The organism is Legionella sp. ST3F1, assembly GCF_048553315.1.
Classification (GTDB): Bacteria; Pseudomonadota; Gammaproteobacteria; order Legionellales; family Legionellaceae; genus Tatlockia; species Tatlockia donaldsonii.
In genome coordinates this window covers 141,384-164,560 of record NZ_JBLZIO010000002.1, presented here as the reverse complement: position 1 = coordinate 164,560, position 23,177 = coordinate 141,384, and the positions used below count along the sequence as shown (strand labels likewise).

Genomic DNA, 23,177 nt, shown 5'->3' with positions numbered 1-23,177 from the left:
TCAATCGTCCTTTGCATTGCAATAATCCAACCAAATTAAGGACATCGTGATCAAAACATAAATTCTAAGATCGTAATATATCCTTAATGTTCTATTGTTATACTTAATTAATTTTGTTTTAAGTGAACCGGTACCATGCCTAAAAAATTGAGCACTGATGAATATTTTCTCCTTATTAAAGAAAACCACAGAAAATATTTAGAAAAAAATATGATCACTCATCTTGAAATGGCTGGAAATCTAAAACAGGCCAAATTGGTTGGGCGATATGTAGAGCAGATTGGCGATTACCGTGAAGATCAAAATCACTATCTGGATTTTGCAGTAGAACAACCCTCTACAGCAGCAAAGGTTGGTCATGGGGTTTTAGCTGGACTTTTAGGTATCGGCGTAGCTGGTGTTGCCTACTATGCGCAAAAAATGGGTTCGCCTATCGATGTCATCAATCCTTTAGCAGGAGCTAAAAATATCGTGGGTGGTGTTTTTAGTGCGGCACTTGGCGCTGGCGCCGGTTATCTGGCTTATCAGGCATGGTTAGCCAGCACTGGTAGAGCAGCTAATGACGATGCACGCAAAGAATTCGATGCTGAAATGAAAAAAGCGGGATTCACTGATAAGAAATATGAAGAACTATCCAAAGAATTGGTCAAACTATTTCATTATAGAGAATGCCTCTTGTTAGGATTGGAAAACGACGCCAAACAAAATATGCGTGAGGAGTTTAAAAGGAAGCATTTACCTGATGGTGAACCCTTTAATGAAGAAGCCCTTAATGCTGCAATCGAAGTCTATTTTTTAGATGAGTTAAATAAGTTATTTAATCAAGCCTTTGTAGATATTTATGACATTCAGGATCAAAAGATCCAAGATGAGAAACAAGAATACAAAATCATTAGCTGGCTAAAAAATTATTTTGCCAAACCTGAAGAAAGAGAAAGATTCACTCAACAATTACAAATTGAGTTCATGAATCAATGCCTACATTACTTGACAGCCCAAATGGTTGAACCCAGTTTCCTTGCCAAGCATCCTCAGATTACAGCCAGTATAGGTGGTTTAATCGCGGGTAGCATTGCCTTAGGATTGGCTGCAATCATCATTGGCGGACCAATTAGCGCGGGCATCCTGGCTATTGGCCTGGTCATTACCTGTCTTGCTGCCGTAGCGACTTATTTCGCCGTCAATAATATCGACAGTTTACGATTCAAACGCGACAAAGAAAATCGTGATGCTCTTCAGCACGCAAGAGACGATATTATCAATGAGAGTGCTCGATTAAAACGCCTTATTAAAGAGGTAGTCCCCACTACTGATAAGGATCTGAAACAATTACAAATCTATAGTGCTGAAAATGCTCCCGGAGGGTTTGCTGCTTATTTTAATATCTTTAGTAGCGGCCACAGACAAGTTGCCATGGGAGCCAGTACCGCATGGATTAGGGAATATGCCATACGCTACCGTCACAGCAAACAGGTAGAAATCAATTTATCCGAACACCATAAAGGCATTATCACGAATGGAGAACTACAAACCAAAGAAATGCAAGAGTTGTTACTGGCAGAAATGCGTTCTGAAGTGCGTGGTGCTCTCCCGGCGAAGTTAAAAAATTTTATTGGCCATACTCAAGCTTATTTACAAAATCATGAGAATAAAGACTTCATCAAACGCTTTGAATTAGTCGAAAAAATTAAACAACAAGTCCTGGAAATTGTAGCTGCCGTTCCACAAGGAACTCGCCAAACTACTTTACCCAAAGAATTAGTAGATTTTTATACCCGTCCTGTTACAGCAGGCGGACTTGGTGGTTTAGTCCAAGATCTGGAGCAAGTGCGAAGCCTTGCACCTATTGTTGCTCCACAACAAATTGTCGATGAATTACATCCCTATTATCAAATGTTGGTTACCGCGCAACGATTTAACTACGCTTTAAGCCAAGATCCAAATAAAGCGTCCATATTCATTGGTGACGCCGATTATCGTGCAATGCTTGGTTTGCGGATTGACAGCCCCAGTGAGCGCGTTGAAGCCAAAATTAATGCGGGCAATATCCAAAGCTATTTAAATCATTCGCTGGATTTTCTCTATTCACTGAATAAACCCCTCCAAATTGATGACTCAACTAATTTGGATACACCTTTTGTTAACACAAAAGAATTTGTTCTATATAGAACCCTGTTGATTAAGCAATTAGCCCATTTAGCTGATCCAAGCAATCCTCGCGTTAGTAATGAAGTGCGACGTGAAATTGAGAGATTTGCCAGGGAGAAACTACATATTGATCCTAAGGTAGTCTTTGACGATGTCTTGCACCAAGGTCTATTTATTCAACAAGATATAGACAGCCCGCGTTTAAAATACCTGGGTAGAGAACGCCCCGTTAGTGATTTGGAATATATCGCCGATGCCATTCGCCTGGATTTAGCTTATACGTCTAAACCGGTTACTCCACGAATGATGATCGCACAGGAAGCCGTTGACTTTCTATTCGACAAAGGTGAAAGAACTATATTTTCATACGGAAAATCCACTGATGAATTACCGCCAGAAGCAACAGCAGAGTACGTAGCAAAAATAAAAGATACCATTGCAACAACAAGCGCATTTATGGCTGCTCTCGCAAAAAGAAATACCTTGAAAAAAACTGGCGCGTTAGCAAGCTATGTTCATGATTGTCTGCGAGAAATAAAAAACTTACGCGAACAAATAGCGGCATTCGATAGAGAAGTACCGGTTAAAACAGCAGAAGGTCCTTTTAAATCAAAAGAACTGGCACAGGCAGACGAGTTATTGGCAGAGTATCAGGAAGAATTAGAAGGCATTTTAGCGGTAAAAAGAGTAGAGCAACAAAACATATTGGCATCCATAATACAATTTGGCGGGTTTAAAGTACCCAGTATTGATCTAAGTTTCAATGACTGGGAACAGTTAGAAGAAAGAGATTTAATGGGATCTTCCTGGCTATTATTAGACTCACTACCTCCTATTCCAGTTGAGCATGAAGCAAGATTTTTAACGGAGGCCTGGGACCTACAGGAGTCTTATATGTCTCCTTCAGTAGATACCTCTTCCAAACAAGTAGCCACTACAACGACAATGGCAAAGTCCAAAGAAGAACTGCCTGAAGACCTCTCTATGGATCAAGATGACCAAGAAGTAGCAGAAGGAGTATTGGATTCAATCATTATCGTGTCAGATACGAAAGAAATTTCTCATGAGAATTTGACTCGCTTCATTGACTCTCTTGGCAACTATTTGAGTGAATTAGAAAAAGAACGCGAGATCTGGTTTTTTAATTATAGAGATTATGCCAAAGGAGCAAGAAAGGAAGCTGCCACTGAGCTTCGAACTGCATTGGTAGAATTAAGTCAAAATAAGCATCCTGGCACTGGCTTCTTAAAGAATGGGGCTTATAGTGGAGATGCTCCGCTAAAACAACTGATTAACTCTAATTTAAGCCAAATGGGAATAGACAGCCTTGAAGAGTTATTCTCTGAAAAATGCATTCTGTCCACTAATCCTTGATCAGCAACCAATTGGTTTCAGTTTTTATTCATAAAAACTGAAACCAATTGAAATCAATTCCCGACTATAACAATTCATCGTTTATTCTTGCTCAAACAATTACTCTGTAATAAAGTGACAGGTATGTTGTGTAGAAACTATTATCAATGAAAACGCTCGGTATCGTCTTCGCGATCGCAGCGTTTATTGCTTGCGCTTGGATTTTCCAACAAAACGCGCCATTAGTACTCAGTTATATTAAAGATCTGGGTTGGCTTGCTCCTGTTCTATTCGTACTGTTTTATTGCCTGGCTACTATTCTATTATTACCCACCATGGTTTTGACTTTTGCAGGAGGAGCCCTCTTTGGTCCTGTTCTGGGTGTTTTATTTAATTTGATAGGTGCTACAGCCGGAGCAGCATGCGCTTTTTGTATCAGCCGCCATTTGGCAACCAACTGGTTTACTTCTCGCAGGGGACCGAAGATTAATAAACTCATCTCAGGTGTTGAACGTAGTGGCTGGCAATTCGTAGGGCTAATCCGTTTGATCCCTATTATTCCATTTAATCTAGTCAACTATGGTTTAGGGCTAACTCAAATCAAATTCAGACATTATGTCATCACGACTTTTATTTTTTTGACTCCCGGGGAAATTATCTACACTTACTGCGGTCACGCCGGTATGGATGCGTTAACTCACCCAACGCCTTTTTATAAAAGCTCAAGTATTATTACCTTGATTATTCTAGGCTTCTTATTGCTTACTTTCAAACTGTTTAAATCTTATCAACGCCGTCAACAGGCAAAATATCAGCAAAGTGAGTTTCGTTGATCGGCAGCTAGAATGGCTTGTAACTGAGCAATTAATGAATGATTAATCTTAAACACTGTGTTATCAATGACTGATACCGGACGTATTCCTTGTAAAGCATTGCATATAAAAACTGCATCTGCTTCGCTCAGGCTGGTTTTGTTTAAATTGCATTCAAAACACACGATGTTATTTTCCTGGCAGAGCGATAACAAACGCTGTCTTATAATGCCTGGTAACAAACCATTCTGCAAACTTGGTGTAAAAAGCTGATTGTTTTTGATGATAAACAAATTAGCCGTTGTCGTGTCAGTAGCGCATTGCTCTGTATTAAAAAACAGGACATCATCTATTCCGTTAATTTGCGCTTGGCGGCGAGCAATAATAGCCTCCAAATAATTGATTGATTTAAACTGATAAACTGGATTTCTACTATCACGCAGCCAAGATGCGCTACCAAGCTTTACTGCTGTATTCTCAGCCAGATAATTAAAAGCCGTAAAAACCAGCCGGGATTTTTTGCTTGTTGCAACTAAGCCCCTCGGCGCATTTCCTGCACCTAAAATTACTTTAATACCCCCGTCTTGCACCTGGTTCAATGCAATACACTGCGTTAGGTTTTCATACCAAACAGACGGAGAAAGCTCAAAAGGAAGTTGTAAAAAAAGTGCAGCACGCTGTAATCGCTGCCAATGAAGCTGGGAATAGCAAGGTTTGTTATCAAGTACCCGTAAAGTCTCAAAAAGCCCTTCACCTAAAAATATACGCTCATCACTATAAAAGGGCACACTATTTCCACTGCCCTGAACCTCGATGAGCATAGCCATTATAGTTTAATAATCAACAAAATCATCAAGTTCATCGCGGAGCCGTTTTTCTTCAAGCATGTTTTCAAGCCGTCTTCGAGCATCTAAAGTTGAGCCTTCCCGCATGTCATCGACATCTATCTCTTCTTCAGAATTAACGAATACCTCTCCTTCAATCAAATCATCTTCGCTATCATCAAACAGGTCACTCATGCCATTCTCTCACGTTTAACTGTGTCATACGCTTTACAATCGCAAAGCACCAGTAAATGCAGAGCTATATATCCTTTTTTAAATTTTTTGTCTAGCCTTTTTTTAAAAAAATATTCATGAATTTCTATGCTTGAACTTATAAGCTTATCTCGCAATAATCAGGCAAGGAAAAACGAAAAATAATAATATGGCCGATCGATATAAACAGATTATTCGCAGCACTAGCCGCCAAATACGGGAACAGCTCTCTGCTGATTACCAGGAAACAGCCTCCGCGCAGGTATGCAAGCGCATTCGCGAACTTACCCAATATCGCTATGCAAAGCGCATTGCTCTTTACCATGCGATGGGAGGTGAAATTAGCCTGGATGCTTTATGGAACTCCGCTCCCCTGCATGGTAAATATTGCTATTTTCCTGCCTTAAACGACGACAAAACCCTTTCATTTTTGCCAGCAACCCCAACCACTCCGTTTAAAGAAAATAAATATGGAATTGGGGAGCCCGATGTCGATAAAGGCGAAGCAATAGCTCCCAGGCAACTCGATATCATTTTCTTGCCCTTGGTGGCCTTCGATGACCATTGTACACGCCTGGGAATGGGAGCTGGTTATTATGATCGCACCTTGGCTAAAGAAAATCATCCTTTACTTATCGGTGTTGCATATGAGTTTCAACGCCAGCCTTACATAGAACCGCATACTTGGGATATTCCGCTTACAGCAGTAGTAACCCAACGAACCATTTACTGGAGCAAACCATGACCAACTATTGGTTAATGAAATCAGAACCGTCTTGTTTCAGCATTGATGATCTACGTACAGCCGCTAATCAAATTACCGCTTGGGATGGTGTACGGAATTACCAGGCACGTAATTTTATGCGTGACGACATGAAAATTGGCGATCAAGTATTTTTTTATCACTCCAATACCAATCCACCCGGTATTGTTGGTATTGCTGAAGTCGTCAGCGAAGCTTATCCTGATCACACGGCTTTTGACCCAAACAGTGAACACCCCGATGCCAAAAGCACGCCCGAGAATCCAAGATGGTTTATGGTTGATATCCGTTTTAAAGAGAAGTTTCCTCACATCCTTTCTCTTGATTACTTGAAGCAACACGCCGAACTAAAAAATATGCCGCTCCTCCGTAAAGGCAATCGTTTATCGGTCACGCCTGTGAGTCAGGATGAGTGGCGATTTATTACGGAGAAATTACGCTAAGCACATCACGCGCCTGTATGATCAGTAACCTTGGCACGTCAGCGTAATCAAGGGTTCACCCTTTCCACTACAACCCTCTCAAAGGTAGGGTAGTGGATTATTGGTATATTATGTGCGCAGCTATCGATTATCCAGTTTGGATTTGGAGAATAAAAACCTTGATTACGCTGACGCGCCATCAAGGCTTGTATCTTTAAAAAGTAAAAAATAAGCAAGTAAATTTTGTAATCATTCCCCTGCTTTGAAAGATAGTCTCTAAATAGCATCTCCCCCCACTTCACCTGTTCTAATACGCACTACCTGCTCCAGGTTATAAACAAAAATTTTGCCGTCGCCAATCTTTCCTGTATAGGCGGCCTTGCAAATGGCATCAATTGCCACCTCAATCATATTATCAGGTAAAGCGAGTTCAATTTTTATCTTAGGGAGAAAATCAACAACGTATTCTGCTCCTCTATAAAGTTCAGTATGCCCTTTCTGACGACCAAACCCACGTGTTTCGGAGATCGTAATTCCTGGTACGCCAATCTCCATGAGTGCCTCATGCACATCATCAAGTTTGAATGGCTTGATAATCGCGGTAAGCATTTTCATAATAATTCCTTCGTTACAACCTAATTAAGTACATAGCTGATAGACTTGAGTTTTGCTAGACTATCGCCAACAGTAACTACAACAGCAGGGAGATTTGCATGTTTGATCCAAAACACTTTGATGATTTAGCCCAAAAACTCTTCGCTACCCTACCTACCAGTCTACAAAATTTCGAAAAAGAGATTCAACAGAAATTCAAAGAAGTTTTGCAGGCTGCTTTTTCTCGTTTGGATTTAATCACTCGTGAAGAATTTGATGTACAAACCAAAGTACTAGCTAGAACTCGCGAAAAAGTAGATGCCTTGCAAATGCAGGTTGATACCTTACTGGCACAACAAGCAAAGCACAAGGAAAAATAAAATAGCTAGCTAGTTATTCAACCGTCCAACCAATAGGAAAACAAATGAACCTTGCTTTTAGCAAAACGCGCAGTGCTATAGGCATTCTTGCGCAACCTGTATCTGTGGAAGTGCATTTATCCAATGGGTTACCCGGCTTTACCATTGTGGGTCTTGCGGAAACAGCTGTAAAGGAAAGCAAAGATCGAGTACGCAGCGCCATTATTAATAGTCAATTTGATTTCCCCTGTCGCAAAATCACTGTCAATTTAGCCCCAGCAGATTTGCCTAAATCAGGGAGCGGCTTCGATTTACCTATCGCTCTAGGCATCTTGGCTGCCTCAGGCCAAATACCTTGCCAAAAACTGGACTCTCATGAGTTTATTGCTGAATTGGCCTTGAGCGGTAATTTACGTGGAATATCCGCTATCATCCCAGCTGTGCTGGCAGCGCAGCGCGATAAGCAACAATTAATTATTGCTACTGCGGATGCAGAGGACGCTTCTTTAGTAGGCTCTGAGGGTGTTTATAGCGCTAATAATTTGCGGGAAGTCTGTAGTTATCTCTGCCAAGGTACACCACTACAGCCGCTGCCCATACGTCCGGAAATATCTATCGACAATAATCAGCTGGATTGGTCAGATGTAAAAGGACAATATCACGCCAAACAAGCGATGGAAATTGCTGCCTGCGGCGGTCATAGCATTTTGCTCTGCGGTCCTCCGGGAAGCGGTAAAACCATGTTGGCCAAACGATTTAATACATTGCTCCCACCTCTATCTGAAGCAGAAGCGTTGGAGTGTGCTGCTATCCATTCATTACGAGGACGCCTCCCTAATTTTAACGCCTGGCGCTACCCTACTTTTCGAGCCCCACATCATACTGCTTCACCAGTTGCATTGGTTGGCGGCGGCAATCCACCGAAACCCGGTGAAATATCACTTGCTCATCACGGTGTTTTGTTCCTTGATGAATTACCCGAATTCCATCGACATGTTTTAGAAACCTTACGTGAACCCTTGGAGTCAGGAACTATTTCCATTTCAAGAGCAGCGATGCAAATGGAGTTTCCAGCCAAATTTCAACTTCTTGCTGCAATGAATCCCTGTCCCTGTGGGCAATGGGGAAATCCTCAGGCAGATTGTCTGTGTACCCCTGAACGCATTAGTCGCTATCTTGCCAAACTTTCCGCCCCTCTACTGGATAGAATTGATATGCAGATTACTATTCAGGCTTTACCGCAAGAAGAATTAATTAAACCTCACACAACAGGAAGCGGCCAAAGTATAAAAATCAGACAGCGAGTCGAAGCGGTTAGAAAGATACAACATCAACGTCAACGCTGTATTAATGCTCAATTAAGTACAAAAGACTGTGAAGCAGTCTGTTCCCTGGAACAAGAAGAGGTCGCCTTTTTAAGTCAAGCCATGAGTCGTCTCAAACTATCTGCTCGAGCCTATCATCGCTTGCTGAAAGTAGCGAGAACCATCGCTGATATGAATGAAGCTGAAAAAGTAACCCTGCCTGCTCTACAACAAGCGCTATCATTTAAACAAACACTACAAGGACCTAAGTAATGCTTTGATGTTCGAGCATCGCAGCGCAAGAAACAAGCCAGGATGATGGAAATGGAAGCCTGAGGAAGAAGAGGAGCTGCTTCCATGTCGCTAGCCTGAGTCGGTATGCTTTGATGTTTGAGCATCGCAGCGCAGCATACGTTTAAGTATGTGAGCAGCGAAGCGCAGAACATCAAAGCAGAACGACCAGGATAGTAGAAATGGAGCAGCTCCGGCTTAGAAGGGGCAATCTGTTGGCATTACTACCAAATCCCTGATACAAATCCTCTGCGGCAGTTTCCAGCAAAACATAATAATCTCCGCTAATTCTTCCGGCAGAAGGAAAGTAGGGTTACCCAATAATTCACAATAGTCAGCAAAACTGACCCCCATATTGGCATGGATATTTGTCTTCACAAGGCCTGGCGCCACATTGATAATACGAACGTTATTTTTAGCCTCGGCCATTTGCAAACTCTCAGCAATACTGCGTATTGCGTGTTTACTGGCATGATAACTAACAGCTGTCGGATAGGGTTTCCGATCTGCAATTGAGCTGATATTAATAATGGTACCTGACTTTCTGGCTGACATATCAGACAAAACAATTTTTATACCATTGATCACCCCGTGAACCAGCACTTCAACTTCATAATGAGTTTTCTCAATCGGGATATCTCTGAATTCACCCACATTGACAAAGCCGGCATTGTTAATCATACATTCGGTTTTACCGTATTTTTTTTCTGCATCGCGGACTGCTATTTCGAATCGTTCATAATCAGTAATATCCAGTGGTGCATAGAGAACTTCACGCCCTTTTAATTCAGCAAGCGGTTCAATGTGGCGACTGATTAATAAACAGGGATAACCTTCATCGGTAAAACGAATTGCTAACGCTTTACCAATACCGGCGCTTGCGCCAGTAATCACAACAAGCGATTTTTGATTATTCATGCTGTCATTCCCTTGAGTACTCTATTAACTATAGATTATTTTGTTGAGCCTCAGGGATTTTTACATGAACGGTTTATTATTAAATTAGGTTTGCTAATAGGGTTTGATGGTATAAGCAAAAACTAAAATTTGCCTATACTTCAAAAAAGTAGTATTATAGACTTAGCTTGAAAATGTCTATTTTTATACTCTCCAAATCGTCGTTTTATTATTTATTTAATCCTTCGTACTGTAGTTTTTAATTTTGACCTCTTCCCGCTAATTTCGCCTGTATAGGTATCTTAAATAAAAACGTAAGGATGTAGTCATGTCTAAAACAGTCAATGGGGTTGTTAAATGGTTCAACGAAACTAAAGGATTCGGTTTTATCGAGCAAGATTCAGGGCCGGATGTATTTGCCCACTTTAAAGAAATTGTGAGTTCTGGTTTTAAAACCCTGGCAGAGGGACAGCGCGTACAATTCGTTGTAACGCAAGGGGCAAAAGGTCTTCAAGCACAGAATATAACTGTCATTTAAATTACGATATTATCTTAACCACTATGTCTTGCTATAGAGATAGTGGTTTATCAGTTCCAAAGTCTCATGATTTTGTATAAAAATCAGATATCCCGCATTCAGCCCCAAGACATAATGAGATTGATGGGCTAATTTTATCCACTTGAAATTCCTAATCACTCAAAAACAACCTTTGTAAAATGAGTATCTTTCCTGGTTAGCGATTTCTATCCTGGGAACCTCAGCAACCTGAACAAATACAGTCTAATTGTTGGCTAACGCTTCAAGGATTGCCATACGCATAAAAACACCATTTTCAACCTGATTTAAAATACAAGACTGTGGTCCATCAGCAACCGCACTATCAATTTCGACACCGCGATTCATGGGACCGGGGTGCATCACTATCGCATCAGGTTTAGCGTATTTTAGGCTATCTTGAGTCAGTGCATATTCGGCACGGTATCGTGATAAATCAAGATGTTCATTTTCCAATAAACGCTCACGCTGTACTCGCAAACAGACGATCACATCCGCTTCTTGTATACCGTCTCGTAGAGAAGACGTAACACGACCAAAATGCACCGTTTGGGGCTGCCAAATATCAGGAGCTACCAAAGTTAATTCCCCTACTCCCATACTTTTACAAACACATTGCAAAGAATTTGCTACACGGGAATGAAAAATATTACCCACAATAGCGATTTTTAGTTGACGGAGATTTGGTTTTCTTTCCACGATGGTCATTAGATCAAGCATCGCCTGGCTAGGATGCGCGTGCTTCCCGTCACCGGCATTGACAATATGAACCTGGTTTCCCAAGGCGTCTGCCAACTGCCGTTGTAATCTATCCTGAGTATGCCTAATCACAAACAGCTTAATCCCCATTGCCGCCAACGTTTTGATGGTATCTTCAATAATTTCACCCTTGGCTTCGGATGAATTTTGTAAATCCAAGTTAATGACCGGCATAGATAATTGCTTTGCTGCCAATTCAAAACTAACCCGGGTGCGAGTACTATTTTCATAAAAAAGATTAGCTACGCTGGTTCGGGCACAGGAGGGGTATTGCTTGTTATGTTTAAAATAGAAGGCTCTTTCTAAAAGCGAATCAATTTGGGAGCGGGAGAGCTGACTAATTTCTAAAAAATGCTGCATGGTACTCACTGTCTACTGAGAGTGTTGTAGCCACTGCTCAAGAATAACACAGGCGGCGACACTATCGACTTGGGATTGCTTTATTTTACGATATCCCCCTTCGGCAAACAACTGAGCACGCGCTTCAACGGTAGACAACCGCTCATCAACCAAATGGACTGGGAGTAAAAAACGCTTGCGCAGTTGACGCGCAAAACTGCGAGCAGCAGCTGTAGTGTACTGTTCACTATCATCGATACAAGTTGGCAGCCCTACAATCAACGCCTGCGGACGCCATTCCGCGATTATTTTTTGCACTGCATCCCAATTAGGGATCCCCAGTTTTGCATCTAACGTCGTTAAAGGCCGTGCACTACAGGTAATTTGCTGCCCTACAGCGACTCCAATTCGCTTATAACCAAAATCAAATCCTAAGTAAACGCCATCAGGCATTGAGGAAACTCCGTACTAATACATATAAAATTAATCAGGCATGCCCTACGCTGGAAGTTAATTGGCTCATTTTCACACCAATGGTCATTCCGGCATACTCCCAGCGCTCTGAAAAGGGCACTTCATAGAGTAACTCTGCGGAATAAGGGCACACTAACCAGGCATTATCCATCACTTCTTGTTCCAACTGATTTTCACCCCAACCAGCATACCCTAAAGTAACGAGTGCATCTTTAGGACCTATGTCAGCTGCTATTGCCCGAATAATATCATTTGAGGTGGTAACGGTCACGTCATCACGCAGCACCAAACTGGAGCGCCAACCACCTAACGGTCGATGAATGACAAAACCACGTTCCGGTTGAATTGGCCCTCCAAATAACAAAGGCTTTTGGTTTTGCTCTATTCGAATCGGTTCAATTTGCATTTGCTCAAAAACCATACCCAGGGGATATTGCATCGGACGGTTAATAATCAATCCTACCGTACCTTGAATATGGTGTTCGCAAATGTAAATTACAGAACGTTCAAAATTGGGATCTTTCAGTGAGGGCATAGCTATCAGCAGATGATTGGCCAATGAAGTATTGATTGGCATAGCACGCCTCCAATAATCCCTTTTAGTTAATTTAAGTATATACTAAATAAATCATTTATATGGGAAAGAGACCTAGAATATTTTATGATCAATCAATAATTTTTTTCATTTTTCTTCTTGCTTTTTTAATGAAAACCTTGCTGTGCTTGCTTTGTTCGTTGTTATTAAATTAATGAAAAAAATATAGGGACTCATGATAATAAAAGGCATTATGCTCTGAGCATAATGCCTTAAAGAAGATTTTTACAAATTATCGACGCGATTTAAGAAAATAAGTGCACATCTTGCCCTTGCCTTTTACTTCAATTTCATCTCTTTTTTCAATGACAAACTGTTCTTCCAGTAGTAGTGCCATTTTTTCCGTAATCTGAATTTCTCCGGGAATATTGGTAGCTTCCATCCGGCTTGCGATATTAACCACATTCCCCCAAACATCATAAATAAATTTTTTGTGTCCAATCACCCCGGCTATCACTGTTCCATAGGTCATTCCTATACGGGTTTGTAAGTCTATTGCATGAATTTGGGAAAATGTTTTTACTTTTTCTTTCATGGCCAGCGCAAAGTCCGCTATACGAAAGGCATGATCCGCTGCAGGCTCAGGAATTCCTGCTGCTGCCATATAAGAATCACCAATTGTTTTTATCTTTTCAACACCATATTTTTGTGCCAAATCATCAAAGTCATCAAAAAGACATCCTAAAATGTCAAACATTTTGTTAGTGCCTATTCTCGCCATCATGGCAGTGAAACCTACGATATCACAGAAAAGAACACTTGCCTGAGGGTATTCATCAGCAATAATTTTTTCACCACGTTTAAGCCGCTCTGCGATGGATGATGGAAGGATGTTAAAAAGAAGGAGTTCATTTTCTTTGGCTGTTTTTGCAATTCGGTGTAAGGCTTTAATAATGGAAATCAACATAATAATAGTGGATAGCACCGAAAGAATGATAGCAATAGAAATGACCTGATTAATTTCTTGAGAAATCTCCTTATTTCTTTCAGTTGTTCTTGCCTTAATTTTTTCGAAAAACAACTGGATGGGAGCCATAATCTTTGCTTTTTCCTCCATGTATTTCTTGCCAAAAACCAAATCGATAGCAAGCTTTTTATTGGGTTCTCCCTGACTACTATATTGATCACTTCCGGTATCAAATTTTCCTTCAACAGCATTAATAGCCCTAAATTCAATGGCAGTCAGTGCATCACTCTTTTCTTGGGCTTGTCTTAGCAGCTCAAATTCCTGAAGAGAAAAACCCTGATCTATCATCATCTGCACTAATGATTTCGCCTTTTCATAGGGTCTTGGTCGTTTATCATCATCCAATACCAGATCCCAATAGACACTATCGTATTCTTTCGGACGTGGACTTGTGCCGCTACGAATAGCAATGATTTCGTTAAAATGATCAAGGTATTTTTTGTCTCCTGTTATCACGTAAAGGCGAACCATCTTTGTCAAATCATCGGATGATATTCGGAGTTCTTGAGCGATACGATAAGACTCGTAATGCCTGTTATTGCTTTGCTCCTGAAGAAAAGAGAGATGCTTCAACAAAAACAGACAACCAAGCAGGGCAACAACAAGGATAATTAATCCAACAAAGAAAGAAACCAACAAGTAATCTTGTTTGAAATGAAAACGATACATCATGCTTTCCTTGAAGAGGAGAAGGAGCCTGATTAGTTAAAATTCAAAAAATATTATTATTAATTAGTTTATACTCATTTTCAGAACAGTACCAAATTCTCGCTAATGACGACTTAAACAGGATTTGTGTTATAAGTAACAACAATGTTCGTTGCAAGCTGATTGCGACTAGGCTAAGGAAACAAATCTATCCACGAATGTTATATTTTAAAGCGCATTAGATCATGTCAGTGGCCACTACCTTATCAGGCGCTGAAATAACCTTTTTTCCCCCAACAGCAAAGTTTCGAGTTCCGCCAAGGAGGACACTTGGTATTTAGGGGTAAGACCCGGCGAGATAGGGTGATTATGTGCATTAAACCAACAAGTATCTAACCCTGCGTTCAAGCCTCCCAGAATATCAGAATCTGGATTATCTCCCACCATTAATACTTGTCCGCGCGCTGGATTTCCCATTAACGAAAGAGCATGTTCAAAAATACCCCGATGAGGCTTGGCAAAACCTACCTGCTCTGAGATTACCAATAGGTCGAAGTAAGTTTGAAATCCAGTTCGCTCGAGACGAATTTGTTGTAATTCCGTAAATCCGTTGGTAATAATCCCTAGCTTAACTCGCCCTTTCAAAGAAGTTAATAAACTTTGTGCGCCTTCGATTGGTGTGCAAATATCCGCCATAATAGCCATAAAAGTACTATGCAAAACCTGAGTAGAAACTTGGAGTTGGTCAGCCCAAATTGCAAAACGCTGATGTTGTAATTCTTGCGCAGTAATTGTTCCGTTCTGATAATCTACCCACAACGATTTATTGAAGACTTGATAAGCCTGGTAATCTTGTTGAGTAAAATTGACTTCAAACCGGGAAAGCAGGCGTTGTAACCCATCAAAAGAATCGAAATTAAATAAGGTTTCATCCGCATCAAATAAAATCCACTCGTACGTCTTCACTGGAGGTCTCTCATAACTAGTTGCTTCTCAGCTGGAAAACTTCTATTTTACTGTAAAAAGAATGCTATATGGAGTCCAGTTAGTGCTTTATTAAATCAGAAATCAAATCGAAGCATCAAGATAAGAGAAATATAGACAGTCCCTATGAGGTAAACTCAATCAATCCCTCATCACTTAAGGTTTTTATCCAACAAAGCTGCCGTTGTCGTAGTAGAAATTCTGGCTAACTGGTTAATGGCGTTTTCATGTACCTTTTGCTGCGCAGCACCACAGGCATCCTCCACGATAGTCACTTGATAATCACGATCATGCGCTTCACGCGCAGTGTTCTGGATAGCCATATCGGTTGAAACACCAGTAAGAATCAGGGAGTCAATTTTCTGAGCATGTAAAACCGCTTCAAGAGGCGTTGCATAAAAAGCAGAAACTCGCTTTTTAATTAAGATAAAATCATCTGGCTGTACATCTACTTTTTCATGAAATTCCGTACCCCAGGTTCCCAATTGCAGAGCCCCAGCGTGTTTCACCTTAGAAAAAAGCGGCGATTGTATGGGACATTCAATATAAGATGCACTAAAGCCTATTTTAATATGGACTATAGGAAATCGAGCTTGCCGCGCCACTTTTATCACTTGATTGACCTGCTCAAGGACTTCATGTTCTCGTATGAAAGCAGCACTTGCAGCAATTTTTCCTTGGGGATGCACAATATCATTAACCAAATCAATGACCAATAACGCTGTTTTTGCCATACTCACCGTCCCTTTAGCTGACCCTGCTTCTTATCTTACCGTTCAAGCGATCCTTATCACAACATCTTGAATTAAAGAAAAGGGTTATTATCAGAATTAGAGAATCCTGTTAGGGGATTTGACTATGCGTTATTGCCGGGAGGAGAAACCTGTCGAGCCAGAAGCCCGACATTAAAAGACAGGAATTTCTGATTGAAAGGCAGGGATGTCTGAAGTCCCCATTGTCTCCACAGTCGGATAAAATCTGTAGTGGTTATAAGTTTTCGGTTTTTCCGCTCCTTTTTCATCCCTAAGCAGCATCTTCCCCCCATTTTCTTCTGGATTTGCTCTTTCAGTTGCCGCACCCTCACTACTTGACGGCGCTTTCACATTGAGGCTGGGGTAAAGCGTTTTTATATGATCGAGTTCTTCCTGCAATTGAACTCTGATAGTCGCTTCATTATTCTTATGCAAATAATATTTAATTGCAGCAAGAGCAATGTTGGTTACTACCGCAGTAACCGTAAGAAAAAGTCCACCAGGCAAAAAACACCAGGCTGCCATAACACCCGCTAAAGCAAGAGAAACAGAAACATCAATGAATGCCGCATTTTTATTTTGTAAATATTGGTATTCACGCCGTGCATACGTTTGATGAATATTTAAATTATTACTATCGTAGATTGGTGGTAGTGTTTCATGTTCTATCCAATACTGCGCCATGCAAAATACATCTTTGAGCACATTCACTATTGAAGCAGCAACAAAGAGAGAGCCGACCGTGGGGGACATTTCTCTTGCAGCCCAAATAGCATAGGCAGATAAATTATAAAAGGTATTCACCAGGAGGAAAGTATTGTCACGAAGGCGAATGTGATGTGCTTTTTTTGGATCATTGCTACTTTCATACAGACCCGAAATAGCAAATCCACTGGTGCTAATCATGCCTAAAATACCAGCCATTGCAGGCAGATAAGCGGACCCCGCTGAAAAAAGGCCAGAGACTAAGCACCCAAGAACAAATTTTGCCGTTGCCAGGGAAGTCTTTTCCTCTATCAAACTGAGTATATAATCGACTTGATAGTGGCTACCGTCTGTTTTTAATTTAATAAAAAAATCGTAAACAGTGAGATTTGAGTTTAAATATTGCGACCAGTGCATTTGCGGGATATTAAGGCTTTCCAAGATATCTTGGATTTTTTTATAAACCTTCAGGTTATCTTGATTAATCGTCGTGGAATAAAAATTTACCCTTAATTGCTCTAATTCTTTATCATAAGATTTCATGTGTTCTTTAAGAGCATCAGGGCTTTTTTTATCTGCCCGAATGTAAGCATCAAATACACGTAGAGTCTCAACTAATAATGGCATTTTATGGGATCCCCGCAACATAATGCGCATAATATTAACATACTGACCTTAAGCCATCCTTAAGAAAATTATTTTTTGAATGAGGATTCCCTCGCCCACTGCCTTGCAGAGCGTTACTGAGAATAACCTTAGTTGAACTAATGGGAACCCACTTTAGGATGCATTATTTATTGCAAGCAGAGGATATTACTGTCGCTATCAGTGATGGCGGTAACTTCTAGGACCCACCAAGTTTATACTAACCGGACTGGCTGATTAACTTTTGTAGCGTTTCAATACACCGTCTAATTATCCTTTCCTGGAAAAAAGCCTACAATCGGTTTCCTTTTATCACTGTTTTCGCAATAATCCTATTGGTTTTTTTCCTGAAGGCAGATTATTTAAAAATTTTAACGGTCGGTAGCACTTCTTTTACTAACCCTAAAAACTGCATAAGATAGATAACTAACGCTATTAGTAGAAAAAAATTAATCACTAAATTAATAAAAGGATCCAGGAAGATAGATTGATTGACAGCCCAAAATATTAATCCGGTAATAATAACCATAATCAACTGATTTAAACTATCCATATGACCAGACTTCCTTTTCAACTTAGGGATAGAAAATGACTATCTCAATAATTTTTATTGCTTACATGATGATCGATAAATTTTTTTATATTGGTTTGGGTAAAGGTCTTAGGTTGCCGTTCACTATAAATTTTTTCTAAAAACAAGGTATGCCTCGCCAGGTTGGCTAAAGAAATCACGCCGGTAGGTGCTTTGTTTTGCTCATTATTTAATACGATTAAATTAGCGATCTGCAAATTCCCTATCTTTTCTGCAACGAACCCTAAATCGTCTTCCTCGTAACAACAATAAACGTTTCTCTTCATCAGTTTACTTGCCGCCATGTTCCCATTGACAGCATTCTTTTGCAGATTTTCTACAATGTCTCGCAGCGTAATAACTCCCAATAATCCCTCATTAACAACAATAGGCATAACCGCTATACGCAATTTTTCCATGAGTTTTGCAACATCAAAAATAGTATTATCAGGAAGGCAATAAACCGAATTATCCCTCATGATTTCTCGGATTTTCATGGAACTACCACATCGTTTTAATTCCTTATTAATAAAGTATAGGACAACTTTAAGGTATTTAGAGTCACTTCCTTTATTGACCCTTTTTATGTGCTTTAAAAAGTAAAAAATTCTGTTGCCAATTGGAATACAGTTTATTCCTTAAGCATAACGGTTGATTAGTTTCATTTTCTAAATGCGTTTTCAGTCAAAGCAGCATAAAAATAAGTCATTCAGCAAATGCGGCTACTCTTGCAATACGCCAAAGGGGTTTTTATGATCAATTGTACGGTTAACCTGCTATAGTAAAGCTATCGATTTATTGCAATGAAGCCTGCTGATCCAGTAGGTGAGTCGCAAATGACATTCTAGAGAAATAAGGATTTTATCGTGGAATCAATTGAGATTAAGAAAAAAGATATATTTTTTCTACGTGCCTTGGAATTAGATGAGTTAATTATTATTGTTCTTGTTGTTAGTTTAATTACCTTGCTTATTTCAGTTTATCTCTGGGATAGACATCAAAAACAACATGCTGTTTTACGTAATTTTCCCATCGTAGGCCATTTTCGCTATTTTTTTGAATATTTAGGAGATTTTTTTCGGCAATATTTTTTTGCTAGCGATCGAGAGGAATTACCCTTTAACCGTGCTGAACGCTCTTGGGTATATCGAGCAGCTAAAAATGTTGATACGACTATAGGATTCGGCTCAACCCGTCCTCTGCATAATACAGGAACGGTCTATTTTGTTAGTGCGCCTTTCCCTCCCCTCGCCACTAACCAGGCAACTATCAGACCAGTCACTATAGGGCCTTATTGCGCACAGCCCTATACTTCAAATCATATTTTTAATATTTCTGCCATGAGTTACGGTGCCATTTCCAAACCGGCCATTCAAGCTTTAGCAAAAGGAGCTAAAAAGGCAGGCTGCTGGTTAAATACCGGGGAAGGAGGACTGTCACCGTATCATCTTGAGTATGGCTGCGATATTGTCATGCAGATAGGAACAGCAAAATACGGCGTTCGTGATGCTGAGGGCCATCTATCCGATAAACGTTTGCGCGAGCTGGCTGCAGAAAAAAGCATCAAAATGTTTGAAATAAAACTCAGTCAAGGCGCCAAACCAGGCAAAGGGGGAATCCTGCCCGCTGTGAAGGTGACTGACGAAGTAGCTAAAATAAGAGGTATTTTACCTCATGTTGATTCTATCAGTCCTAATCGACATGTTGATATCAGTAATGTCGAAGAGCTTTTGGACTCGATTGAGCATATCCGCCAAATAACAGGTAAACCAGTTGGTTGCAAATTTGTATTAGGCGGTTACGAATGGCTACATGACTTATGCCTGGCTATTCATAAGCGCGGCAGTCAATTTGCCCCGGATTTTATTACTTTGGACAGTTCTGATGGAGGTACTGGAGCTTCGCCACAAGGTTTAATGGATTATATGGGTATCCCTATCCAAGAGGCGCTGCCTAATTTAGTCGACATTCTGGTGATGTACAATTTACGTGAACGCATCAAAGTAATTGCCAGCGGTAAACTGATTACCCCCTCAGGTGTCGCCTGGGCACTTTGTGCCGGAGCAGATTTTGTGAACTCTGCGCGCGGCTTCATGTTTGCTCTAGGTTGTATCCAGTCCATGCAATGTCATAAAAACACCTGTCCAACTGGGGTAGCTACCCATGACCTCAGGCTACAACGTGGATTAGTGGTCACCGATAAGGCAGAGCGAGTTTATCATTATGCAAACAATATGGCGCATGAAGTTGCTATCATCTGCCATTCCTGCGGTGTAGATGAGCCAAGGCAATTACAACGCCAACACGCACGTATTGTCAGAGAAGATGGTTTTTCTATTTCACTGGCTGAAATTTTCCCCAATAAAAAACCATTGCCCGAATATTTATAAAGTTAACCAGAAGGCTGCACATTTCGCGAAGATCGATGCTTGGCTCTTGATAATGGAAATATCAGCAGCCCCTGGCTATTCTTGCTCTTAAAGAGGGAACCAATTCCTGCAAAACTTCTTTAGGATAAGGTGTGGCAGTCATTCCAGATTGCCAGATACCATGAGGCCACGCTTTATCACCATTAAAGCGGGCAACAACATGGATATGGAGCTGGGAAACAATATTACCTAAAGCCCCAACATTCAATTTGTCGGGCTTAAAATGAATATTCACCAGATTGGATATCTTAGCGATTTCCTCAATTAATAGCTGGCGATTTGTAGGCGATAATTGGTAAATCTCTTGAATATTCTCTTCTCTAGGAACCAGAATAAACCATGGAAAATCAGCCTCATTTTTTAAGTAGACTGTTGATAAAGATAAATCGTCTAACCAAATACTACTTGCTTGAATACGTTCATCCGTTACAAAACCCATTGATTGGTCACCTTAGTAAATGAGGGGCTGCGTACATTTCGCTATCTTGAGCCACGTAGGTCAGCCCGTGGCTCGATATGCGCCCGCTGACCAATATGCTGTTGGCGAAGCGCCTAAACCTGCACCGGCCTGTGGTGCTCAAAAATCAAGCCATAAGCGCCAAGATAGTAGAAAGGTAAGCAGTCTCCCCTAGCTATATAACAACGATGCGTGAAAGCGTAAATGATCGTCTATAAAACTGGCAATAAAATAATAACTGTGATCATAACCTTTTTGCATACGCAAATTTAACGGCACACCAGCTCGCAAACAAGCAGCCTGCAAAAGCTCTGGCTTTAATTGCTCCTGTAGAAAAGGATCTTGCAACCCTTGATCAATCAAAATGGAAGAGTGCGGCCACCCCATTTTTTCCACCAACTCAGTAGCATCATAATTTTTCCATGCTTCTTCATTCTGTCCCAGATATCCCGCAAACGCTTTTCTACCCCATGGGCACTGCATGGGAGCACAAATTGGAGCAAAAGCAGAGACACTCCGATATTGCTGAGGGTTTTTAAGTGCCAACACTAAAGCACCATGCCCACCCATGGAATGGCCAAAAATACCGGTACGTTCAGGATTCACAGGGAAATGTTGATTAATTAGTTTAGGTAATTCATCACTGATATAACAGGACATTTGATAATGTTTAGCCCAGGGATATTCAGTCGCATCGACATAAAAACCCGCGCCGATGCCAAAATCATAACTTTCCCGATCACCGGGTATCTCAATACCACGAGGGCTAGTATCCGGTACGATTAATATTAATCCCAATTCAGCAGCTAGCCGCTGAGCTCCTGCTTTGGTTATAAAATTTTGTTCATTGCAGGTTAACCCTGAAAGCCAGTAAAGAGCAGGAAGTTTTTTCGTTATAGTCATTGCAGGCAAAAATACAGCAAAACGCATTAAGCAATTTGTTAATGAGGATTGATGGCTATAAACACCTTGTACCCCATTAAAGCATTGGTGTTCTTCAATCATTGCAATTGCCATTGTCATGATCCTTCTTGATATAAGTCCTGGAGCTCGTTAATTAATTCCCTAAAAATAGAACAATGGCTGTTATTGACGATCATTGCAGCGCAGTGTACACAGAAGTATAACAAGCTCTTAGAATGTTAGAACCGAACGTATTGATTCACCTGCATGCATCAATTCAAAAGCATCATTAACTTGCTCGAGAGGTAGAACATGGGTAATCAAATCATCAATGTTGATTTTGCCTTCCATATACCAATCAACAATTTTAGGGACATCCGTCCTCCCGCGTGCACCACCAAAAGCAGACCCTTGCCATACTCGACCTGTTACCAATTGAAAAGGTCGCGTGGAAATTTCCTGACCTGCACCTGCGACACCAATAATCGTGGAAATCCCCCAGCCTTTATGACAACACTCCAAAGCTTGACGCATCAAAGTTACATTACCAACGCATTCAAAACTGTAATCCGCCCCACCATTCGTTAATTCAACCAGATGAGCAACAAGATCCCCAGCGATCTCGTTAGGATTAACAAAATCAGTCATACCCATTTTTTTTGCTAAACTCTGGCGCTGGGGATTAATATCTACACCAATAATTTGGTTAGCGCCCACCATGCGGGCTGCCTGAATTACATTGAGCCCTATTCCACCTAAACCAAATACAACCACGGTGGAGCCAGGTTGGACTTTTGCTGTATAAATCACTGCACCAATACCCGTGGTTACACCACAACCGATATAACATACTTTTTCAAAAGGGGCATCGTTACGAATTTTTGCCACCGCAATTTCGGGCAACACCGTATAATTGGCAAAAGTTGAGGTGCCCATATAATGGAAGAGCGGCTTACCATCAAGCCTGAAACGAGAACTGCCATCGGGCATTAAACCCTGTCCCTGCGTAGTACGAATGGCTTGACAAAGATTTGTTTTTTGAGAAAGACAATAAGCACATTGCCGACATTCAGGGGTATAAAGAGGGATGACATGATCCCCGGGTTTGACTGAACTGACACCGGCTCCCACATCAACCACAATACCAGCACCTTCATGACCAAGAATCACTGGAAAAATTCCTTCCGGATCCTGCCCCGACAGGGTAAATGCATCCGTGTGGCATACACCAGTCGCTTTTATTTCAACAAGAACTTCACCTTGTTTAGGCCCTTCTAAATCGACCATCTCAACTGTTAATGGCTTGCCTGCCTGAAACGCTACAGCGGCTTTTACTCGCATTGAGGTATCCCTCCCTGAAGATCCAATGAACTAACTAGTTATTAACTGGCAATCAATAAATTTTTAATATTT

Annotated in this window: 24 protein-coding genes; 8 read left to right on the top strand and 16 right to left on the bottom strand. The window is 40.9% G+C overall.

Annotated elements, in window-relative coordinates:
* Window positions 1–135: 135 nt before the first annotated feature.
* On the top strand, window positions 136–3,522 hold the full coding sequence (locus ACN4Z1_RS02940) for a hypothetical protein (RefSeq protein WP_228363364.1): 3,387 nt from the start codon (window positions 136–138) through the stop codon (window positions 3,520–3,522).
* A gap of 146 nt (window positions 3,523–3,668) precedes the next feature.
* Window positions 3,669–4,334 carry a TVP38/TMEM64 family protein gene (locus tag ACN4Z1_RS02935; protein WP_228363365.1) on the top strand — a complete coding sequence of 222 codons (666 nt, stop codon included), beginning with the start codon at window positions 3,669–3,671 and terminating at the stop codon, window positions 4,332–4,334.
* Here ACN4Z1_RS02935 and ACN4Z1_RS02930 read toward each other — a convergent pair.
* Both ACN4Z1_RS02930 and ACN4Z1_RS02925 read right to left on the bottom strand, forming a co-directional pair.
* Window positions 4,313–5,101 carry an aminotransferase class IV gene (locus ACN4Z1_RS02930; RefSeq protein WP_419388168.1) on the bottom strand — a complete coding sequence of 263 codons (789 nt, stop codon included), beginning with the start codon at window positions 5,099–5,101 and terminating at the stop codon, window positions 4,313–4,315. The two genes, ACN4Z1_RS02935 and ACN4Z1_RS02930, sit on opposite strands and share 22 nt — an antisense overlap.
* Window positions 5,102–5,146: 45 nt before the next feature.
* Window positions 5,147–5,332 carry a PA3496 family putative envelope integrity protein gene (locus tag ACN4Z1_RS02925; RefSeq protein ID WP_228363367.1) on the bottom strand — a complete coding sequence of 62 codons (186 nt, stop codon included), beginning with the start codon at window positions 5,330–5,332 and terminating at the stop codon, window positions 5,147–5,149.
* Between the two features lie 187 nt (window positions 5,333–5,519).
* Between ACN4Z1_RS02925 and ACN4Z1_RS02920 the strand changes: the two genes are divergently transcribed.
* Both ACN4Z1_RS02920 and ACN4Z1_RS02915 read left to right on the top strand, forming a co-directional pair.
* Window positions 5,520–6,095: a 5-formyltetrahydrofolate cyclo-ligase gene (locus tag ACN4Z1_RS02920; protein ID WP_115221916.1), complete on the top strand. Its 576-nt coding sequence runs from the start codon at window positions 5,520–5,522 to the stop codon at window positions 6,093–6,095.
* Window positions 6,092–6,556, top strand: coding sequence for an EVE domain-containing protein (locus ACN4Z1_RS02915; RefSeq protein WP_228363368.1), 465 nt, complete (start codon window positions 6,092–6,094; stop codon window positions 6,554–6,556). The genes ACN4Z1_RS02920 and ACN4Z1_RS02915 overlap by 4 nt, the downstream gene beginning before the upstream one ends.
* Window positions 6,557–6,811: 255 nt before the next feature.
* On the opposite strand, the gene ACN4Z1_RS02910 is transcribed toward ACN4Z1_RS02915, so the two are convergent.
* Window positions 6,812–7,150, bottom strand: a complete 339-nt coding sequence (locus ACN4Z1_RS02910; RefSeq protein ID WP_058446998.1) for a P-II family nitrogen regulator — start codon at window positions 7,148–7,150, stop codon at window positions 6,812–6,814.
* A 98-nt stretch (window positions 7,151–7,248) separates the two neighbouring features.
* On the opposite strand from ACN4Z1_RS02910, the gene ubiK reads away from it, so the two are divergent.
* Together ubiK and ACN4Z1_RS02900 are read left to right on the top strand one after the other, a co-directional pair.
* Complete coding sequence (ubiK, locus tag ACN4Z1_RS02905) at window positions 7,249–7,509, top strand: ubiquinone biosynthesis accessory factor UbiK (protein WP_115221918.1); 261 nt, start codon at window positions 7,249–7,251, stop codon at window positions 7,507–7,509.
* Window positions 7,510–7,553: 44 nt separating this feature from the next.
* Entirely contained in the window at window positions 7,554–9,065 is a 1,512-nt protein-coding gene (locus tag ACN4Z1_RS02900; protein ID WP_228363369.1) for a YifB family Mg chelatase-like AAA ATPase, read from the top strand.
* A gap of 216 nt (window positions 9,066–9,281) precedes the next feature.
* Here ACN4Z1_RS02900 and ACN4Z1_RS02895 read toward each other — a convergent pair whose 3' ends face one another.
* Window positions 9,282–10,001, bottom strand: coding sequence for an SDR family oxidoreductase (locus ACN4Z1_RS02895; protein WP_115221920.1), 720 nt, complete (start codon window positions 9,999–10,001; stop codon window positions 9,282–9,284).
* A gap of 307 nt (window positions 10,002–10,308) precedes the next feature.
* Between ACN4Z1_RS02895 and ACN4Z1_RS02890 the strand changes: the two genes are divergently transcribed.
* Complete coding sequence (locus ACN4Z1_RS02890; RefSeq protein ID WP_115221921.1) at window positions 10,309–10,518, top strand: cold-shock protein; 210 nt, start codon at window positions 10,309–10,311, stop codon at window positions 10,516–10,518.
* A gap of 243 nt (window positions 10,519–10,761) precedes the next feature.
* On the opposite strand, the gene ACN4Z1_RS02885 is transcribed toward ACN4Z1_RS02890, so the two are convergent.
* The 9 genes from ACN4Z1_RS02885 to ACN4Z1_RS02845 all read right to left on the bottom strand — a co-directional run bounded on the left by ACN4Z1_RS02885 (window position 10,762) and on the right by ACN4Z1_RS02845 (window position 18,472).
* Window positions 10,762–11,655 (bottom strand): aspartate carbamoyltransferase catalytic subunit, encoded by an 894-nt coding sequence (locus ACN4Z1_RS02885; protein ID WP_228363370.1) that lies wholly within the window; start codon window positions 11,653–11,655, stop codon window positions 10,762–10,764.
* Window positions 11,656–11,667: 12 nt separating this feature from the next.
* On the bottom strand, window positions 11,668–12,087 hold the full coding sequence (gene ruvX / locus ACN4Z1_RS02880) for a Holliday junction resolvase RuvX (RefSeq protein WP_115221923.1): 420 nt from the start codon (window positions 12,085–12,087) through the stop codon (window positions 11,668–11,670).
* A 34-nt stretch (window positions 12,088–12,121) separates the two neighbouring features.
* Window positions 12,122–12,685, bottom strand: coding sequence for a YqgE/AlgH family protein (locus tag ACN4Z1_RS02875; protein ID WP_115221924.1), 564 nt, complete (start codon window positions 12,683–12,685; stop codon window positions 12,122–12,124).
* Between the two features lie 250 nt (window positions 12,686–12,935).
* Window positions 12,936–14,342, bottom strand: a complete 1,407-nt coding sequence (locus tag ACN4Z1_RS02870) for an adenylate/guanylate cyclase domain-containing protein (protein ID WP_228363371.1) — start codon at window positions 14,340–14,342, stop codon at window positions 12,936–12,938.
* Window positions 14,343–14,576: 234 nt separating this feature from the next.
* Window positions 14,577–15,284 (bottom strand): pyrimidine 5'-nucleotidase, encoded by a 708-nt coding sequence (gene yjjG / locus ACN4Z1_RS02865; RefSeq protein ID WP_228363372.1) that lies wholly within the window; start codon window positions 15,282–15,284, stop codon window positions 14,577–14,579.
* A gap of 170 nt (window positions 15,285–15,454) precedes the next feature.
* A complete protein-coding gene (locus tag ACN4Z1_RS02860) occupies window positions 15,455–16,036 on the bottom strand; it encodes a cysteine hydrolase family protein (protein WP_228363373.1) in 582 nt (193 codons plus the stop codon).
* Between the two features lie 171 nt (window positions 16,037–16,207).
* Window positions 16,208–17,386: a hypothetical protein gene (locus ACN4Z1_RS02855; protein WP_228363374.1), complete on the bottom strand. Its 1,179-nt coding sequence runs from the start codon at window positions 17,384–17,386 to the stop codon at window positions 16,208–16,210.
* Between the two features lie 376 nt (window positions 17,387–17,762).
* Window positions 17,763–17,957, bottom strand: coding sequence for a Thivi_2564 family membrane protein (locus ACN4Z1_RS02850; RefSeq protein ID WP_370634544.1), 195 nt, complete (start codon window positions 17,955–17,957; stop codon window positions 17,763–17,765).
* A 44-nt stretch (window positions 17,958–18,001) separates the two neighbouring features.
* The gene (locus ACN4Z1_RS02845; RefSeq protein WP_228363375.1) at window positions 18,002–18,472 is read right to left on the bottom strand and encodes a CBS domain-containing protein; all 471 of its coding nucleotides are present in this window, start codon (window positions 18,470–18,472) and stop codon (window positions 18,002–18,004) included.
* A 369-nt stretch (window positions 18,473–18,841) separates the two neighbouring features.
* On the opposite strand from ACN4Z1_RS02845, the gene ACN4Z1_RS02840 reads away from it, so the two are divergent.
* Window positions 18,842–20,365 (top strand): FMN-binding glutamate synthase family protein, encoded by a 1,524-nt coding sequence (locus tag ACN4Z1_RS02840; RefSeq protein ID WP_228363376.1) that lies wholly within the window; start codon window positions 18,842–18,844, stop codon window positions 20,363–20,365.
* Between the two features lie 61 nt (window positions 20,366–20,426).
* Here the strand turns inward: ACN4Z1_RS02840 and ACN4Z1_RS02835 are convergent, their stop codons facing one another.
* From ACN4Z1_RS02835 to ACN4Z1_RS02825, 3 genes are all read right to left on the bottom strand, one after another.
* Window positions 20,427–20,843, bottom strand: coding sequence for an HIT family protein (locus tag ACN4Z1_RS02835; protein WP_228363377.1), 417 nt, complete (start codon window positions 20,841–20,843; stop codon window positions 20,427–20,429).
* Between the two features lie 189 nt (window positions 20,844–21,032).
* Window positions 21,033–21,878 (bottom strand): S-formylglutathione hydrolase, encoded by an 846-nt coding sequence (fghA, locus tag ACN4Z1_RS02830; protein WP_255673135.1) that lies wholly within the window; start codon window positions 21,876–21,878, stop codon window positions 21,033–21,035.
* A gap of 117 nt (window positions 21,879–21,995) precedes the next feature.
* Window positions 21,996–23,105 carry an S-(hydroxymethyl)glutathione dehydrogenase/class III alcohol dehydrogenase gene (locus tag ACN4Z1_RS02825; RefSeq protein ID WP_228363378.1) on the bottom strand — a complete coding sequence of 370 codons (1,110 nt, stop codon included), beginning with the start codon at window positions 23,103–23,105 and terminating at the stop codon, window positions 21,996–21,998.
* Window positions 23,106–23,177: the final 72 nt, after the last annotated feature.

Bases quoted from the DNA above. Each gene is read 5' to 3' on its own strand.
- ACN4Z1_RS02940 (WP_228363364.1), top strand. From the start codon at position 136: ATGCCTAAAAAATTGAGCACTGATGAATATTTTCTCCTTATTAAAGAA.
- ACN4Z1_RS02935 (WP_228363365.1), top strand. From the start codon at position 3,669: ATGAAAACGCTCGGTATCGTCTTCGCGATCGCAGCGTTTATTGCTTGC.
- ACN4Z1_RS02925 (WP_228363367.1), bottom strand. From the start codon at position 5,332: ATGAGTGACCTGTTTGATGATAGCGAAGATGATTTGATTGAAGGAGAG.
- ACN4Z1_RS02920 (WP_115221916.1), top strand. From the start codon at position 5,520: ATGGCCGATCGATATAAACAGATTATTCGCAGCACTAGCCGCCAAATA.
- ACN4Z1_RS02915 (WP_228363368.1), top strand. From the start codon at position 6,092: ATGACCAACTATTGGTTAATGAAATCAGAACCGTCTTGTTTCAGCATT.
- ACN4Z1_RS02910 (WP_058446998.1), bottom strand. From the start codon at position 7,150: ATGAAAATGCTTACCGCGATTATCAAGCCATTCAAACTTGATGATGTG.
- ubiK (WP_115221918.1), top strand. From the start codon at position 7,249: ATGTTTGATCCAAAACACTTTGATGATTTAGCCCAAAAACTCTTCGCT.
- ACN4Z1_RS02900 (WP_228363369.1), top strand. From the start codon at position 7,554: ATGAACCTTGCTTTTAGCAAAACGCGCAGTGCTATAGGCATTCTTGCG.
- ACN4Z1_RS02895 (WP_115221920.1), bottom strand. From the start codon at position 10,001: ATGAATAATCAAAAATCGCTTGTTGTGATTACTGGCGCAAGCGCCGGT.
- ACN4Z1_RS02890 (WP_115221921.1), top strand. From the start codon at position 10,309: ATGTCTAAAACAGTCAATGGGGTTGTTAAATGGTTCAACGAAACTAAA.
- ACN4Z1_RS02885 (WP_228363370.1), bottom strand. From the start codon at position 11,655: ATGCAGCATTTTTTAGAAATTAGTCAGCTCTCCCGCTCCCAAATTGAT.
- ruvX (WP_115221923.1), bottom strand. From the start codon at position 12,087: ATGCCTGATGGCGTTTACTTAGGATTTGATTTTGGTTATAAGCGAATT.
- ACN4Z1_RS02875 (WP_115221924.1), bottom strand. From the start codon at position 12,685: ATGCCAATCAATACTTCATTGGCCAATCATCTGCTGATAGCTATGCCC.
- ACN4Z1_RS02870 (WP_228363371.1), bottom strand. From the start codon at position 14,342: ATGATGTATCGTTTTCATTTCAAACAAGATTACTTGTTGGTTTCTTTC.
- ACN4Z1_RS02860 (WP_228363373.1), bottom strand. From the start codon at position 16,036: ATGGCAAAAACAGCGTTATTGGTCATTGATTTGGTTAATGATATTGTG.
- ACN4Z1_RS02855 (WP_228363374.1), bottom strand. From the start codon at position 17,386: ATGCCATTATTAGTTGAGACTCTACGTGTATTTGATGCTTACATTCGG.
- ACN4Z1_RS02850 (WP_370634544.1), bottom strand. From the start codon at position 17,957: ATGGATAGTTTAAATCAGTTGATTATGGTTATTATTACCGGATTAATA.
- ACN4Z1_RS02845 (WP_228363375.1), bottom strand. From the start codon at position 18,472: ATGAAAATCCGAGAAATCATGAGGGATAATTCGGTTTATTGCCTTCCT.
- ACN4Z1_RS02835 (WP_228363377.1), bottom strand. From the start codon at position 20,843: ATGGGTTTTGTAACGGATGAACGTATTCAAGCAAGTAGTATTTGGTTA.
- fghA (WP_255673135.1), bottom strand. From the start codon at position 21,878: ATGGCAATTGCAATGATTGAAGAACACCAATGCTTTAATGGGGTACAA.
- ACN4Z1_RS02825 (WP_228363378.1), bottom strand. From the start codon at position 23,105: ATGCGAGTAAAAGCCGCTGTAGCGTTTCAGGCAGGCAAGCCATTAACA.